This is a genomic window from Pseudomonas sp. GM_Psu_1, assembly GCF_026544185.1.
GTDB lineage: Bacteria > Pseudomonadota > Gammaproteobacteria > Pseudomonadales > Pseudomonadaceae > Chryseomonas > Chryseomonas oryzihabitans.
In genome coordinates this window covers 101,427-116,433 of sequence record NZ_JALNUX010000007.1, presented here as the reverse complement: position 1 = coordinate 116,433, position 15,007 = coordinate 101,427, and the positions used below count along the sequence as shown (strand labels likewise).

Sequence of the window (15,007 nt, the reverse complement as noted above, 5' to 3'; positions counted from 1 at the left end):
AGGGGCACTCATGAGCAGTACCGCACCCGTCATCACCCTCGATGGTCCCGGCGGTTCGGGGAAGGGCACCCTTGCGGCGCTGGTCGCCCGTCAGCTGGGCTGGAATCTGCTGGATTCCGGCGCGCTCTATCGGTTGCTGGCCTTCGCTGCGCGCAACCATGGCGTGGACTACACCAACGAGGAGTCGCTCAAGCTGCTGGCGGCCCATCTGGACGTCCAGTTCCTTGCCGGGCATGAGCACGGCCAGCGCATCATTCTCGAAGGCGAGGACGTCACCGACGTCATCCGGACCGAGGAAGTCGGCGCCGGTGCCTCCCAGGTCGCCACCCTGCCGGCCGTGCGCGATGCCCTGCTGCAGCGCCAGCAGGCCTTCCGTGAGGCGCCCGGTCTGGTCGCCGACGGTCGCGACATGGGCACCGTGGTGTTCCCGGACGCCGAGCTGAAGATCTTTCTGACCGCCGGTGCCGAGGAACGGGCACAGAGGCGTTATCTTCAGTTGAAGCAGAAGGGCGAAAATGTTAGCTTGCCTGCCCTCCTGGAAGAGATCCGTGAGCGGGACGCCCGCGATAGTCAGCGTAGCGTTGCTCCGCTCAAGCCGGCCGACGATGCCGTCGAGCTGGATTCCACGCATCTCTCCATACAACAGGTATTGGAACGCATCCTGACCCTGGCCGCCGAGCGCGACCTGGCGGGATGAAGGCCGAGGCTCATCCGAGTCGTCGGTGAAAGCTGCCGGGAACCAGTCGCATCCCGGCAGCCGGATGGTAACCACTCACCCCGCATGGGCTGGTCATGCGGTAGCCGGATACATCGAGTATCCATACAACAGGTATGAACATGAGCGAAAGCTTCGCAGAACTCTTTGAAGAAAGTCTGAAATCCCTCGACATGCAGCCGGGCGCCATCATCGTCGGCACCGTGGTGTCGATCGATGGCGACTGGGTTGTGGTCGATACCGGCCTGAAATCCGAAGGCCTGGTTCCGCTCGAGCAGTTCTACAACGAACAAGGCGAGCTGACCATCAACGTGGGTGACGAAGTCCACGTAGCCCTGGATGCCGTCGAAGACGGTTTCGGCGAAACCAAAGTGTCTCGCGAAAAGGCCAAGCGCGCCGAGTCCTGGCTGGTCCTGGAAGCCGCGTTCAGCGCCGACGAAGTGGTCAAGGGTGTCATCAACGGCAAGGTCAAGGGCGGTTTCACCGTCGACGTCAGCGGCATCCGCGCGTTCCTGCCGGGCTCCCTGGTCGATGTCCGTCCGGTGCGTGACACCACCCACCTGGAAGGCAAGGAACTCGAGTTCAAGGTCATCAAGCTGGACCAGAAGCGCAACAACGTTGTCGTTTCCCGTCGTAGCGTCCTGGAAGCCGAGAACAGCGCCGAGCGTGAAGCGCTGCTGGAATCCCTGCAGGAAGGCCAGCAAGTCAAGGGTATCGTCAAGAACCTCACCGACTACGGTGCGTTCGTCGACCTGGGCGGCGTAGACGGCCTGCTGCACATCACCGACATGGCCTGGAAGCGCATCAAGCATCCGTCGGAAATCGTCAACGTCGGCGACGAGATCGACGTCAAGGTGCTGAAGTTCGACCGCGAGCGCAACCGCGTCTCCCTGGGTCTGAAGCAGCTGGGCGAAGATCCGTGGGTCGCCATCAAGGCCCGTTACCCGGAAGGCACCCGCGTTCAGGCGCGCGTTACCAACCTCACCGACTACGGCTGCTTCGCCGAGCTGGAAGAGGGCGTGGAAGGCCTGGTGCACGTGTCCGAAATGGACTGGACCAACAAGAACATCCACCCGTCCAAGGTCGTTCAGGTCGGCGACGAAGTGGAAGTCATGGTCCTGGATATCGACGAAGAGCGTCGTCGTATCTCCCTGGGCATCAAGCAGTGCCGCGCTAACCCGTGGGAAGAGTTCTCGGGTCAGTTCAACAAGGGCGACCGCATCTCCGGCACCATCAAGTCGATCACCGATTTCGGTATCTTCATTGGTCTGGAAGGCGGTATCGACGGCCTGGTACACCTGTCCGACATCTCCTGGAACGAAACCGGCGAAGAAGCCGTGCGTCGCTTCAAGAAGGGTGACGAGCTGGACACCGTGATCCTGTCGGTCGACCCGGAGCGCGAGCGCATCTCCCTGGGCATCAAGCAGCTGGAAGACGATCCGTTCTCCAACTACGCCTCCCTGAACGAGAAAGGCACCATCGTGCGCGGTACCGTCAAGGAAGTCGATGCCAAGGGCGCTGTCATCACCCTGGCCAACGAGATCGAAGGCGTCCTGAAGGCGTCCGAAATCAGCCGTGACCGCGTCGAAGACGCCCGTAACGTGCTGAAGGAAGGCGACGAAGTCGAAGCCAAGATCATCAGCATCGATCGCAAGAGCCGCGTGATCAGCCTCTCCGTCAAGTCCAAGGACGTCGACGACGAGAAGGAAGCCATGAGCTCCCTGCGTAGCAAGCAAGAGCCTGCTGCTGGCCCCACCACCATCGGCGACCTGATCAAGGCGCAGATGGAAAGCCAGAACTAAGTTCGAGCTTGAATAAAAGGCGACCCTTCGGGGTCGCTTTTTTTTGTCCGGAAGAAAGCGGGCAGGGTGGTCACGGCCCGTAAAAAGTTGTGGAGGCCAAGCCGCCGGCTTGACTTTTCAAAAATCGGCCAGCGTGCTAAAAGTCCTTGAAGGTGATCTAGCCGCTTGATAACGAAGGAAAAATCCATGACCAAGTCGGAGTTGATCGAGCGCATCGTTTCCTATCAGGGGCAGCTGTCGTCCAGGGACGTCGAGCTGGCGATCAAGACCATGCTGGAGCAGATGGCCCAGGCGCTTTCCACCGGGGACCGTATCGAGATTCGGGGCTTTGGCAGCTTCTCGCTGCACTATCGGGCTCCCCGTACCGGACGCAATCCCAAGACCGGCGAGTCGGTGCTGCTGGACGGCAAGTTCGTCCCGCACTTCAAGCCTGGCAAGGAGTTGAGAGACAGGGTCAACGAGCTGGAGCCATAAAGCCGTCGCCCCTTTTTCCTTTGTCCGCTGCTTTCTGGCAAACCACTGATTTCGCTGTATTTTTAGTTTCTGTTGCGGTCGTCAAAAAAGCGTTATCGAGCAAATCACTAGCGGAATTTTGACGCTTACAAAAAAAGTCAAGTCTTTTTGATATTTTTGTAGACGAGTTCCGATTTTTGTATGAGACTTCCTTCACATAAGGTCTTGGGTGACCTCGTAGTCCACGCCGAGTGAGGAAGTTGTCATGCGCCACTATCTTTTCATCTGGATCGGTATCGCCGCCTGCTTCACCAGCATGCAACTCGGTCACCCTTTCCTGGCTGTAGCCGCTCTGGCCGGTAGCTGGATGGTTGCTCTGTTCCTGCAGCCCGCTCAGCGCGTCGAGAGCTTCTCGCGCCACTACGTCGCCCAGCCGGCCGCGCGCTTCCAGGCCGCTGAAGTCCAGACTTCCGCCAAGACCTTCTAAGGTTCTCACGTTTTTTCGGCCCGCCGCGCTTAGGTTCGGCGGGCTTTTTTATGCCTGCGTTTTGCGTCGCTAGGCCCCTGCGGGGCAATGTCTTACCATAAGCGCCCTTTCCTGGCTGACTGGCACGGCGCAACGCATTGATGGAACGCAAGATTCTGGTGACAGGGGCAGGGGGCTTCGTCGGCGCGGCCCTGGTTCGGCAGCTGCAGACCCGGGGTTATTCGGTGGTCGCCGCGCAACGCCGGCCGACAGCCGCCGCGGTCGATGGCGGGGTCATTCCGGTGCTCCGCGATCTCTCCGCCGCTACCGACTGGTCCGCGCCTCTGGCAGGGGTGGACACCGTCATCCACCTCGCGGCCCACGTCCACCAGCTGGGTGAGCAGCCAGAGGCCGCCAGCGAGGCGCGCTACGACGAGGTGAATCGGGCCGCGACCCTCAAGCTGGCCCGGGACGCCCAGGCTGCCGGCGTCCGCCGCCTCATCTTTGTCAGCAGCATCAAGGTCAATGGCGACTGGACCCTCCCCGGCAAGCCTTTTCGCGCCGACGACCAGCCTGCGCCCACCGATGCCTACGCACGTTCCAAGGCGGCGGCCGAGCGGCAACTGCTGGCGCTGATGGCCGAGACCGGACTGGAGGTGGTTATCGTGCGCCCCCCGCTGATCTACGGACCCGGGGTAAAGGCCAATGTGGCGCGCCTGCTGGACACCCTGGCGCGGGGCGTGCCGCTGCCCCTGGGGGGCGTTCGGCACAACAGGCGTAGCCTGCTGGCGCTGGAGAACCTGCTCGATCTGTTGATCCTGTGCATCACCGCGCCGGAGGCCGCTGGCGCCATCCTGCTGGTCAGCGACGATGAAGATATTTCCACCGCCGAGCTGCTCGAATTGCTCGGTGAAGGTTTGGGTCGCAAGCCCAGGCTGATCGCCGTTCCGCCCGCCTGGCTCGAATGGGGTGCCCGACTGCTGGGCCGAGGCGAGGTGGCGCAACGCCTCTGTGGTTCACTGCAGGTCGACATCCGACCCACCAAGACCCTGCTGGGCTGGCAGCCCCCCGTGTCGGCACGATCCGCCCTGCGTGCGCTGGGGGCGCAGTGGGCCGCTGCGGAGGGACGCAGATGATGCCACTGCTCTTGCTCCTGGCCGGTGGCTGCAGCTGGCTGGGCACCGCGGCGCTCCGCCGCTACGCCCTGTCCGGCGGCCTGCTCGACGAGCCCAACGCCCGCAGTTCGCACCAGGTGGCGACGCCCCGCGGCGGTGGTCTGGCGATCGTCGTAACGTTCGTGCTCGGTTGTGTCGTGCTGCGCCTGCTGGGACAGCTTGATCCGGCTTCCTGCGGCGTCCTGATAGGGGCGGGGCTGCTGGTGGCCGTGCTCGGCTTCGTCGACGATCATCGGCACGTGGGCGCCGGCTGGCGTCTGCTCGGCCATTTCCTGGCCGCGATCGCTGCGCTGCTGTGGCTGGGCGGCTATGGCGCCTTGCCGGCGCAGCTCTCCGCGGTGCTGGGATTGCCCGACTGGCTGGTGATGACCCTGGGCGTCCTCTATCTGGTCTGGCTGCTGAATCTCTACAACTTCATGGATGGCATCGACGGCATCGCCGGCGGCGAAGCGCTCGTCGTCTGTCTGGGCATGGCGCTGATCTATGCCATGACCGGCCATGGCGCCTTGCTGGGTGCGCCTCTGCTGCTGGCCGCGGCCGTTGGGGGGTTCCTGTGCTGGAACTTCCCGCCGGCGCGCATCTTCATGGGCGATGTGGGCAGTGGCTTTCTCGGCCTGATCCTCGGCATGCTGTCCTTGCAGGCGGCGCTGATCGAGCTGTCGCTGTTCTGGGCCTGGCTGATCCTGCTCGGCGTCTTCGTGGTCGATGCGACCTGGACCCTGTTGCGGCGTCTGAGTCGGGGCAAGAAACCCTACGAAGCCCATCGCACCCACGCCTACCAGTGGGCCTCGCGGCGGCATGGCGCCCACCGGCCGGTGACCCTGGCGGTGCTGGCCATCAACCTGTTCTGGTTGCTGCCTATCGCTTTGCTGGTGGGGCTGGGGCTTTTAAGTGCCATACTGGGGCTCTTGCTTGCCTATGGGCCCTTGCTTTGCCTGGCCCTCCGATACCATGCTGGGACCGATGAGGTAGCCATGGCTGCGCAGTCCACGGGATTCAGGGATTAGGGACACTGACATGTTGCGTGACCATCTGGTCAAGCTGAACCGGCGTACCAAGAGAGTCATCCAGGTCGCGGTCGACCTCCTGCTGATCTGGCTTTCGCTCTGGTTGGCCTTCTATCTGCGCCTGGGCTCCGTGCAGATGATCGAGCCTTTCAGCGGGCATGCCTGGCTGTTCATCACCGCGCCGGCCATCGCCATTCCCCTGTTCATCCGCTTCGGCATGTACCGCGCGGTCATGCGTTACCTGGGCAACGATGCCCTGATCGCCATCGCCAAGGCGGTGACGCTGTCGACACTGCTGCTGTCGGTGGTCATCTACTGGTATCGCGATCTACCGGAGATCGTCCCGCGCTCGATGATCTTCAACTACTGGATCGTCAGCCTGATCCTGATCGGCGGCCTGCGTCTCGCGCTGCGCCAGTACTTTCTGGGCGACTGGTATCGCGCCATCACGGTGCCCTTCATCAAGCAGCCGGACGAGCTGCCGCGGGTCGCCATCTATGGCGCCGGCTCGGCGGGCAACCAGCTGGTCGCGGCGCTGCGCATGGGTCGCGCCATGCGTCCGGTGGCCTTCATCGACGACGACAAGAGCATCGCCAATCGCATCATCGCCGGGCTCAAGGTCTACACCCCCAAGCACATCCAGCAGATGATCGACGAGACGGGTGCCGAAGAGATCCTCCTGGCGATTCCCTCTGCCACCCGGGCACGGCGGCGCGAGGTGCTCGGCCTGCTGGAACCCTATCCGCTGCACGTCAGAACCGTGCCGCGGATCAGCGACCTGGCCTGCGGCAAGGTACAGGTGGACGACCTCCAGGAGGTCGATATCGCCGACCTGCTGGGACGGGATCCGGTCACGCCCCGGCCCGAGCTGTTCGCGCGCTGCATCACCGGTCAGGTGGTGATGGTGACCGGGGCAGGGGGGTCCATCGGTTCCGAACTGTGCCGGCAGATCATCGGCCAGAAACCGCGCACCCTGATCCTGCTCGACCACGCCGAATTCAATCTCTACAGCATCCATCGCGAGCTGGACGCCCATCTCCAGCGCGAAGCCCTGCCGGTCACCCTGGTGCCGGTGCTGGGCTCCATCCGCAACGCTCCGCTGCTCCTGCAGGTGATGCGGCACTGGAAGGTGGCCACCCTCTACCATGCGGCGGCCTACAAGCATGTGCCCATGGTCGAGCACAACATCGCCGAAGGGTTCGGCAACAACGTCCTGGGGACCCTGAATGCCGCCCAGGCGGCCATCCAGGCCGGCGTCACCAGCTTCGTGCTGATCTCCACCGACAAGGCGGTACGGCCCACCAACATCATGGGCAGCACCAAGCGCCTGGCCGAGATGATCCTGCAGGCGCTCAGTCGCGAAGCGGCGCCCGTGCTGCACGGCCAGGCCGACGGTATCCACCAGGTCAATCGCACCCGCTTCACCATGGTGAGATTCGGCAACGTGCTGGGTTCGTCCGGTTCGGTCATCCCGCTGTTCCGCACGCAGATCCGCAAGGGCGGGCCGGTCACCGTCACCCATCCCAAGATCACCCGCTTCTTCATGACCATCACCGAGGCCGCTCAGCTGGTCATCCAGGCCGGCGCCATGGGCGAGGGCGGCGACGTCTTCGTGCTGGACATGGGCGAGCCGGTGCGCATCGTCGAGCTGGCCGAGCAGATGATCAAGCTGTCGGGTCTGAGCGTGCGTTCGCCGGCCAACCCCCATGGCGATGTCGCCATCGAGTTCACCGGCCTGCGCCCCGGCGAAAAGCTCTATGAAGAGTTGCTCATCGGTGACGACGTGAGTCCGACGTCCCATCCCAAGATCATGCGTGCGAGCGAAGACTTCCTTGCCTGGGAGGCCTTCCGCGCCGCCCTCGTCGAGCTCAGTCGCGCGATCGATGCGGGTGATTACCTCCGCGTCCGGCAACTGCTGCGGGACGTCGTCGCCGGCTATTCCCCCGAAGGCGATATCGTCGACTGGCTGCACGGCAAGCGATCCATCGAGTGATCCCGTCCACGCTTTCTTTCGGCCTGGATTTGAAGCCGAGCACAGAAGCGGCAGCCTCCCCCCGCTAGGCTGAACTTTCTTTTCCTGCCACTGTTTAACTCAGGTCTTTGGGTGCATAGCTGTAGCTGTGACCCGAGCCAGGGATGGCTGCGCCGTCCTCCGATGTCTCGCCCGCAGCGCCGGGCGCGATGATGTACAAATCGATATAGGCAGGATTCAGGATGAAGGTACTGGTAACAGGTGGCGCGGGTTTCATTGGTTCCGCCGTAGTACGTTTTCTTATCAACGAAACCCAATGCAAGGTTGCCAACGTCGACAAGCTGACGTACGCCGGTAACGTGGATTCCCTGGCCGAAGTCGCCGACTCCGACCGCTACGAATTCCACCAGGTGGACATCTGCGATTTCGCCGCGCTGCAGCAGGTCTTCACGTCCTTCCAGCCCGACGTGGTCATGCACCTGGCTGCCGAGTCCCACGTGGACCGCTCCATCGAGGGCCCTGCCGCCTTCATCCAGACCAACGTGGTCGGTACCGGCGTCATCCTGGAAGTGACCCGTGCCTACTGGAACGAGCTGGCGCCGGAAGCCAAGGCGGCCTTCCGGTTCCACCACATCTCCACCGACGAGGTATACGGCGACCTGCACGGCACCGACGACCTCTTCACCGAGACCACCCCCTATTCTCCGAGCTCGCCCTATTCGGCCAGCAAGGCCGGGAGCGACCATCTGGTGCGCGCCTGGGGCCGGACCTACGGCCTGCCGGTTCTGGTGACCAACTGCTCGAACAACTACGGCCCCTATCACTTCCCCGAGAAGCTGATCCCCCACGTCATTCTCAATGCCATCCACGGCAAGCCGCTGCCGATCTATGGCGACGGCTCCCAGGTGCGTGACTGGCTGTTCGTCGAAGACCATGCCCGCGCCCTCTACACCGTGGTGACCCAGGGCGAGGTCGGTGAGACCTACAACATCGGCGGCCACAACGAGAAGCGCAACCTGCAGGTCGTCGAGACCATCTGCGACCTGCTCGAAGAGCTGGCGCCGCAGAAGCCCGAGGGCGTCGAGCGCTATCGCGACCTGATCACCTTCGTCAAGGATCGTCCCGGTCACGACATGAGATACGCCATCGATGCCAGCAAGATCGGCCGCGAGCTGGGCTGGACGCCGGCAGAGACCTTCGAGACCGGCATGCGCAAGACCGTCACCTGGTACCTGAACAATCGCGAGTGGTGGCAGCGGGTGCTGTCCGGCGCCTACCGCCTCGAGCGTCTCGGCGAAGCCGTTTAACGATCCTATCGCGGACACGCCCTTGGGCGTGTCCGACCGACAGCAACAGTCAATTTTCAGAGGACGATTGCCATGAGCAAATACAAGGGAATTCTGCTGGCCGGTGGCTCCGGTACCCGTTTGCACCCCATTACCCTGGGCGTGTCCAAGCAGTCGCTGCCGATCTACGACAAACCCATGATCTACTATCCGTTGTCCGTGCTGATGCTGGCCGGTATCCAGGAAGTGCTGATCATCTCGACGCCTGCCGACCTGCCCGGCTTCCAGCGCATGCTCGGCGACGGCAGCCACTTCGGCATGCAGCTGAGCTATGCCGAGCAGCCCAGCCCGGACGGCCTGGCCCAGGCCTTCATCATCGGTCGCGAATTCGTCGGCGATGACAACGTCTGCCTGGTCCTCGGCGACAACATCTTCTATGGCCAGCGCTTCAGCGAGACGCTGCTCAAGGCGGCGAGCGTGGAGAAGGGCGCCACCGTGTTCGGCTACTACGTCGCCGACCCCGAGCGTTTCGGTGTGGTCGAGTTCGACGAGCAGGGCAAGGCCCTGAGCATCGAAGAGAAGCCCAAGAAGCCGAAGTCCAACTACGCCGTCACCGGTCTGTACTTCTACGACAACGACGTGCTGGATATCGCCGCCAACATCAAGCCGTCGCCCCGCGGCGAGCTGGAAATCACCGACGTCAACAACGAGTACCTGCGCCGTGGCTCGCTGAACGTCTCCCTGCTGGGCCGTGGTTTCGCCTGGCTGGATACCGGTACCCACGACGCCCTGCTGGAAGCCGGCCACTTCGTCCAGACCATCGAGAAGCGTCAGGGGCTGAAGGTCGCCTGCCTCGAAGAGATCGCCTTCCAGAAAGGCTGGATCACCTGCGAGCAGATGGCGCTGCAGGCCGAAGCCCTGAGCAAGACCGGTTATGGCCAGTACCTGGCGCGTCTGTGCAAGGAGCAGGACTGATGCAGGTCTTCGAAACCGCGATCCCGGACGTCAAGCTGATCGAACCCAAGGTCTTCGGTGACGACCGCGGCTTCTTCCTGGAATCCTTCCAGGCGGAGCGCTATGCCGAGCAGGCGGGGATCACCCTGGCGTTCGTGCAGGACAACCATTCGCGTTCCGCCCGCAACGTGCTGCGTGGCCTGCACTTCCAGCGCAGCAAGCCGCAAGGCAAGCTGGTGCGTGTCGTGCGTGGCGAGGTGCTGGACGTGGCCGTCGACATCCGTCGCGGTTCGCCCACCTTCGGCAACGTGGTCGCCGAGATCCTCTCGGAAGACAACAAGCGTCAGCTCTGGATACCGCCGGGTCTGGCCCACGGCTTCGTGGTGCTGTCGGAAACCGCTGATTTTGAATACAAGTGCACAGATTATTACGATCCCTCTGATGAAGGGTCTTTGATCTGGAATGATCCGGATCTGAATATCGACTGGCGGGTTACGGATCCCATCCTGTCCGCCAAAGATGCACAAGGCCTTCGATTGGCGGAGCTGTATAGATGAAGATACTGGTTACCGGAGCGAACGGTCAGGTCGGACGTTGTCTGACCGATCGTCTTCAGCGTTCAGAACTGGCATGGGAGGCCCATGGACGTGCCACTCTGGATATCGCTGACGAAGGCTCGGTAACCAGCCATCTCGAGCGATTCGCTCCCGACGTCGTGATCAACGCGGCCGCCTACACGGCGGTCGACAAGGCCGAGCAGGAGCCGGAGATCGCCGCCCGCGGCAATATCGAAGGCCCTGCGGTGCTTGCCCAGGCCTGCGGCGCCGCCGGCATCGCGCTGCTGCACCTGTCCACCGACTACGTGTTCGACGGCACCGCCACCGAACCCTATCAGGTCGAGGATCCGGTCAGCCCGTCCGGGGTCTACGGCATGACCAAGCTGGAAGGGGAGAATCGCGTGCTCTCCGCCTGCCCGCGCTCCGTGGTGCTGAGAACTGCCTGGGTGTTCAGCGAACACTGCAACAACTTCCTCAAGACCATGCTGCGGCTCGCTGCCGATCGCGACGAACTGCGGGTGGTGAGTGATCAGGTGGGTTGCCCGACCTACGCTGGCCATATTGCCGACGCCCTGCTGCAGGTCGCCGCCCAGGCTCATGCTCAGCCTGAGCAGACCGCCTACGGCCTCTATCACTTCGGCGGTGACAGCGGCCTGAGCTGGTGCGACTTCGCGCGCTACATCATCGACGCCGGCCAGGAGCTGGGCATGCTGGAGCGGGCGCCGCTCATCACCGGCATCGCCACCTCCGAATTTCCGACCCTCGCCAAGCGTCCGGCCTATTCCATGCTGGATTCCAGCGCGCTGGAGCAGCGCTTCGGCATCCCGCCCAGCGACTGGCGCCAGGGCGTTCGCCAGACCCTGCTGGCGTTGCGGACCGAGCGTGCCCAGGCGGGCTCGCTGGTGAGTTGACCGCCTGACCCGTTGCGTTAAGCTCTGCGAATCAAACAGCGGAACACGGAGGTTCCTCTATGAGATTCGTCTGGATAGTCACCTTGCTCGCTCTGTTCGGCTCCTGGGCCAATGCCTGCGAGTCCGGCCCGGGGGCTGCAACCAGGCCAGCCTCCACGGCCAGCCTGGCGCCCCTGAACATCAATGTCGCCGACGCCACCGCGCTGCAAGGGCTGCGGGGGATCGGGGCCGTCAAGGCCCAGGCGATCGTCGACCATCGCCAAGCCCATGGCGCCTTTGCCTCGGTGGACGAGCTGCTCGAGGTCAAGGGGATCGGCAAGGCCCTGCTGCAGCGCAACCGCGACCGTCTCAGCGTCGACTGATTTTCGGCAAACTTTAGTCGGTTCTCGTCACCTTTTTACCAAGCCATTGTTTTCGCTGGAGTTTTAGGATCTGGCACAGGCATTGCTCTATCTCTGACACGAGTGGGTACGGCGTCAATTTCCCGTGCCAGAGGAGCAGAGCAAATGGTTCAAGGTGTCGAGTTCAATCGGTTGATGCTGGAAATGCGTTCCATGCAGACCGAAGCCATGGCCCGGTCGAAAGCCGTCGTAGCTCCGGCTGCCGGCGCGGAACAGGTCCAGGGTCCGAGCTTCGCCGACATGCTCAGCAAGGCCGTGGGCTCCGTCAACGAAACCCAGCAGACCGCCGGCGAGCTGGCCAAGGCCTTCGAGCTGGGTCAGGGCGGCGTCGACCTCACTCAAGTCATGATCGCTTCGCAGAAGGCTAGCGTCTCAGTGCAGGCCTTGACCCAGGTACGCAATAAGTTCGTGCAGGCGTACCAAGACATCATGCAAATGTCGATTTGAGGACGGTCTAGAAAATGGCTGACGCTCTTACCAACGCACCCGTCCCGACGACCCAACCTGCGGCTGAAGACAAGCCCAAGAAGTCGTTGCTGGGTCTCAGCTTTCTCGACAACCTGTCCGACATGCCGCTGCTGCGGCAGATGGGGCTGCTGATCGGCCTGGCCGCCAGCGTCGCCCTGGGTTTCGCCGTGGTGCTCTGGACCCAGCAGCCGGACTATCGGCCGCTGTACACCAGCATGAACGGTCTCGACGCCAACCAGGTGCTGCAGGCCCTGGGCGCGGCCGACATCGGCTACAAGGTCGATCCGAATTCCGGTGCCCTGCTGGTCAAGTCCGATGACCTCGGCCGGGCGCGCATGAAGATGGCCGCGGCCGGCATCACCGCCTCCGATGGCAACGTCGGCTTCGAGCTGCTGGACAAGGAGCAGCCGCTGGGCACCAGCCAGTTCATGGAAGCGGCCAACTACCGTCGCAGCCTGGAAGGCGAACTGGCCCGGACCATTTCCAGCCTCAACAACATCAAGGGCGCCCGGGTGCACCTGGCGATCCCGAAGAGTTCGGTGTTCGTTCGTGACGAGCGCAAGCCGAGCGCCTCGGTACTGGTAGAGATGTACCCTGGCCGTACCCTGGATGCCGGTCAGGTCATGGCTATCATCAACCTGGTCGCCACCAGCGTGCCGGAACTGGACAAGTCCCAGGTCACCATCGTCGACCAGAAGGGTCAGCTGCTGTCCGACCAGCAGAATCTTTCCGAGCTGTCGATCGCCGGCAAGCAACTGGACTACACCCGCAAGATGGAAGGCTCCCTGACCCAGCGCGTGCAGAACATCATGCAACCGGTGGTGGGCAATGGCCGCTTCAAGGCCGAGGTGGCCGCCGACGTGGACTTCAATGCCGTGGAGTCGACCTCCGAGCAGTTCAACCCGGATCAGCCGGCGCTGCGTAGCGAGCAACAGAACAGCGAGCAGCGTCAGACTTCCGGCGGCGGCGCCCAGGGCGTGCCGGGGGCCCTGTCCAACCAGCCGCCCGGTCCGTCCTCGACCCCGGAAAAGGCCGGTGCCCAGGGTGGCGGTGCGAACTACATCGCTCCCGGCCAGCCGCTGCGCGACGCCAATGACCAGTTCATCTACGACAGCAAGACCAGCCTGCCGGCGACCCTGCCGTACCCGACCGACAAGCGTGAGCAGAACACCCGCAACTACGAACTGGACCGCAGCATCAGCTACACCCGTCAGCAGCAGGGTCGTCTGCGTCGGCTTTCCGTCGCCGTGGTACTGGACGACCAAGTCAAAGTCGATGCTGCCGGCAAGGTCAGCCACCAGCCCTGGACCACCGAAGACCTGGCTCGCTTCACCCGTCTAGTGCAGGATGCCGTGGGCTTCGACGCCAGCCGTGGCGACAGCGTGAGCGTGATCAATGCGCCCTTCGCCCCGGTGCAGCAGGAAGAGATCGAGAGCATTCCCTTCTACCAGCAGCCCTGGTTCTGGGGTGTGGTCAAGCAGGCCCTCGGCGTCCTCTTCATCCTGGTGCTAGTCTTTGGGGTGCTGCGTCCGGTGCTGAAGAACCTGTCCGGCGGCAACACCAAGGACGCCGCTGCCCTGGCCGCTGCCGGTGGTGCCGGTGCCCTGGGTGCCGGCGGTCTGGATGGGCTGTCGGACGATCTGGCCGACGACAAGGTGAGCCTGGCCGGTCCTGCGCCGCTGTTGCTGCCCAGCCCCAGCGAGGGTTATGACGCTCAACTGACCGCCATCAAGCAACTGGTCAACGATGATCCGGGCCGTGTCGCCCAGGTAGTGAAGGATTGGATCAATGGCGACGAATGACGCGCAACTTTCCAAGGTCGAGAAGGCCGCGATCTTCCTCCTGTCGCTGGGTGAGGCCGATGCCGCGCAGATCCTGCGCCACATGGGACCCAAGGAGGTACAGAAGGTCGGTACCGCCATGGCGCAGATGCGCAACGTCAACCGCGAGCAGGTCGAGCGGGTACTGGGCGACTTCATCGAGGTGGTGGGCGACCAGACCAGCCTGGGCGTGGGCGCCGACGGCTACATCCGCAAGATGCTCACCCAGGCCCTGGGCGAGGACAAGGCCAGCGGCCTGATCGACCGCATCCTGCTGGGCGGCAACACCAGCGGCCTGGACAGCCTGAAGTGGATGGAGCCGCGGGCGGTGGCGGACGTGATCCGCTACGAACACCCGCAGATCCAGGCCATCGTGGTGGCCTATCTGGACCCGGACCAGGCGGCCGAGGTGCTCGGTCACTTCGATCACAAGGTGCGCCTGGACATCGTCCTGCGCGTTTCCTCGCTGAACACCGTGCAACCGGCGGCGCTCAAGGAGCTGAACCTGATCCTGGAGAAGCAGTTCTCCGGCAGCGCCAGCACCACCCGTACCGCCCTAGGCGGCGTCAAGCGCGCCGCCGACATCATGAACTACCTGGACAGCTCGGTCGAAGGCCCGCTGATGGATGCGATCCGCGACGCGGACCAGGATCTGTCGGGGCAGATCGAGGACCTGATGTTCGTCTTCGACAACCTGGCCGACGTCGACGACCGCGGCATCCAGGCGCTCCTGCGCGAGGTGTCTTCCGATGTGCTGGTGCTGGCGCTCAAGGGCGCCGACGACGGCATCAAGGAGAAGTTCTTCCGCAACATGTCCAAGCGCGCGGCCGAGCTGCTGCGCGACGACCTGGAAGCCAAGGGGCCGGTGCGACTGTCCGAGGTGGAGGGCGCGCAGAAGGAGGTCCTCGCCGTGGCTCGTCGCATGGCCGATGCCGGCGAGATCGTTCTGGGCGGCAAGGGTGGGGAGGAAATGGTCTGACGGCTTGCCGGGGTTGGCCTGTGCTTTGCTAATGTCTGCTC

General features: G+C 63.5%; 15 protein-coding genes. All 15 read left to right on the top strand.

Annotation, left to right across the window (positions count from 1 at the left end; translation table 11 throughout):
* Window positions 1-10: 10 nt before the first annotated feature.
* On the top strand, window positions 11-697 hold the full coding sequence (cmk, locus tag OXS31_RS14285) for a (d)CMP kinase (RefSeq protein WP_007160398.1): 687 nt from the start codon (window positions 11-13) through the stop codon (window positions 695-697).
* Window positions 698-837: 140 nt separating this feature from the next.
* A complete protein-coding gene (rpsA, locus tag OXS31_RS14280) occupies window positions 838-2,517 on the top strand; it encodes a 30S ribosomal protein S1 (protein WP_007160397.1) in 1,680 nt (559 codons plus the stop codon).
* Between the two features lie 186 nt (window positions 2,518-2,703).
* Entirely contained in the window at window positions 2,704-2,991 is a 288-nt protein-coding gene (gene ihfB / locus OXS31_RS14275) for an integration host factor subunit beta (RefSeq protein ID WP_007160396.1), read from the top strand.
* A gap of 244 nt (window positions 2,992-3,235) precedes the next feature.
* The gene (locus OXS31_RS14270) at window positions 3,236-3,457 is read left to right on the top strand and encodes a hypothetical protein (protein WP_144952952.1); all 222 of its coding nucleotides are present in this window, start codon (window positions 3,236-3,238) and stop codon (window positions 3,455-3,457) included.
* A 140-nt stretch (window positions 3,458-3,597) separates the two neighbouring features.
* Window positions 3,598-4,572 carry an NAD-dependent epimerase/dehydratase family protein gene (locus OXS31_RS14265; RefSeq protein ID WP_169853530.1) on the top strand — a complete coding sequence of 325 codons (975 nt, stop codon included), beginning with the start codon at window positions 3,598-3,600 and terminating at the stop codon, window positions 4,570-4,572.
* On the top strand, window positions 4,572-5,618 hold the full coding sequence (locus OXS31_RS14260; RefSeq protein ID WP_169853951.1) for a glycosyltransferase family 4 protein: 1,047 nt from the start codon (window positions 4,572-4,574) through the stop codon (window positions 5,616-5,618). Before OXS31_RS14265 ends, OXS31_RS14260 begins: the two co-directional genes overlap by 1 nt.
* Before the next feature lie 10 nt (window positions 5,619-5,628).
* Complete coding sequence (locus OXS31_RS14255) at window positions 5,629-7,611, top strand: nucleoside-diphosphate sugar epimerase/dehydratase (protein ID WP_037006952.1); 1,983 nt, start codon at window positions 5,629-5,631, stop codon at window positions 7,609-7,611.
* Between the two features lie 221 nt (window positions 7,612-7,832).
* Window positions 7,833-8,897 carry a dTDP-glucose 4,6-dehydratase gene (gene rfbB, locus OXS31_RS14250; RefSeq protein ID WP_027597984.1) on the top strand — a complete coding sequence of 355 codons (1,065 nt, stop codon included), beginning with the start codon at window positions 7,833-7,835 and terminating at the stop codon, window positions 8,895-8,897.
* A gap of 72 nt (window positions 8,898-8,969) precedes the next feature.
* The gene (gene rfbA / locus OXS31_RS14245; RefSeq protein ID WP_007160390.1) at window positions 8,970-9,851 is read left to right on the top strand and encodes a glucose-1-phosphate thymidylyltransferase RfbA; all 882 of its coding nucleotides are present in this window, start codon (window positions 8,970-8,972) and stop codon (window positions 9,849-9,851) included.
* Complete coding sequence (rfbC, locus tag OXS31_RS14240; protein WP_007160389.1) at window positions 9,851-10,387, top strand: dTDP-4-dehydrorhamnose 3,5-epimerase; 537 nt, start codon at window positions 9,851-9,853, stop codon at window positions 10,385-10,387. Before rfbA ends, rfbC begins: the two co-directional genes overlap by 1 nt.
* Window positions 10,384-11,298, top strand: coding sequence for a dTDP-4-dehydrorhamnose reductase (gene rfbD, locus OXS31_RS14235; protein WP_027601684.1), 915 nt, complete (start codon window positions 10,384-10,386; stop codon window positions 11,296-11,298). Before rfbC ends, rfbD begins: the two co-directional genes overlap by 4 nt.
* Before the next feature lie 83 nt (window positions 11,299-11,381).
* Window positions 11,382-11,660 carry a ComEA family DNA-binding protein gene (locus tag OXS31_RS14230; RefSeq protein WP_244898808.1) on the top strand — a complete coding sequence of 93 codons (279 nt, stop codon included), beginning with the start codon at window positions 11,382-11,384 and terminating at the stop codon, window positions 11,658-11,660.
* A 144-nt stretch (window positions 11,661-11,804) separates the two neighbouring features.
* Entirely contained in the window at window positions 11,805-12,146 is a 342-nt protein-coding gene (gene fliE / locus OXS31_RS14225) for a flagellar hook-basal body complex protein FliE (RefSeq protein ID WP_007160386.1), read from the top strand.
* A 14-nt stretch (window positions 12,147-12,160) separates the two neighbouring features.
* Window positions 12,161-13,969 (top strand): flagellar basal-body MS-ring/collar protein FliF, encoded by a 1,809-nt coding sequence (gene fliF / locus OXS31_RS14220; RefSeq protein ID WP_027601686.1) that lies wholly within the window; start codon window positions 12,161-12,163, stop codon window positions 13,967-13,969.
* Window positions 13,956-14,966 carry a flagellar motor switch protein FliG gene (fliG, locus tag OXS31_RS14215; protein WP_007160384.1) on the top strand — a complete coding sequence of 337 codons (1,011 nt, stop codon included), beginning with the start codon at window positions 13,956-13,958 and terminating at the stop codon, window positions 14,964-14,966. The genes fliF and fliG overlap by 14 nt, the downstream gene beginning before the upstream one ends.
* Window positions 14,967-15,007: the final 41 nt, after the last annotated feature.

Coding starts and splice junctions, on each gene's coding strand:
- cmk (WP_007160398.1), top strand. CDS start 11: ATGAGCAGTACCGCACCCGTCATCACCCTCGATGGTCCCGGCGGTTCG.
- rpsA (WP_007160397.1), top strand. CDS start 838: ATGAGCGAAAGCTTCGCAGAACTCTTTGAAGAAAGTCTGAAATCCCTC.
- ihfB (WP_007160396.1), top strand. CDS start 2,704: ATGACCAAGTCGGAGTTGATCGAGCGCATCGTTTCCTATCAGGGGCAG.
- OXS31_RS14270 (WP_144952952.1), top strand. CDS start 3,236: ATGCGCCACTATCTTTTCATCTGGATCGGTATCGCCGCCTGCTTCACC.
- OXS31_RS14265 (WP_169853530.1), top strand. CDS start 3,598: ATGGAACGCAAGATTCTGGTGACAGGGGCAGGGGGCTTCGTCGGCGCG.
- OXS31_RS14260 (WP_169853951.1), top strand. CDS start 4,572: ATGCCACTGCTCTTGCTCCTGGCCGGTGGCTGCAGCTGGCTGGGCACC.
- OXS31_RS14255 (WP_037006952.1), top strand. CDS start 5,629: ATGTTGCGTGACCATCTGGTCAAGCTGAACCGGCGTACCAAGAGAGTC.
- rfbB (WP_027597984.1), top strand. CDS start 7,833: ATGAAGGTACTGGTAACAGGTGGCGCGGGTTTCATTGGTTCCGCCGTA.
- rfbA (WP_007160390.1), top strand. CDS start 8,970: ATGAGCAAATACAAGGGAATTCTGCTGGCCGGTGGCTCCGGTACCCGT.
- rfbC (WP_007160389.1), top strand. CDS start 9,851: ATGCAGGTCTTCGAAACCGCGATCCCGGACGTCAAGCTGATCGAACCC.
- rfbD (WP_027601684.1), top strand. CDS start 10,384: ATGAAGATACTGGTTACCGGAGCGAACGGTCAGGTCGGACGTTGTCTG.
- fliE (WP_007160386.1), top strand. CDS start 11,805: ATGGTTCAAGGTGTCGAGTTCAATCGGTTGATGCTGGAAATGCGTTCC.
- fliF (WP_027601686.1), top strand. CDS start 12,161: ATGGCTGACGCTCTTACCAACGCACCCGTCCCGACGACCCAACCTGCG.
- fliG (WP_007160384.1), top strand. CDS start 13,956: ATGGCGACGAATGACGCGCAACTTTCCAAGGTCGAGAAGGCCGCGATC.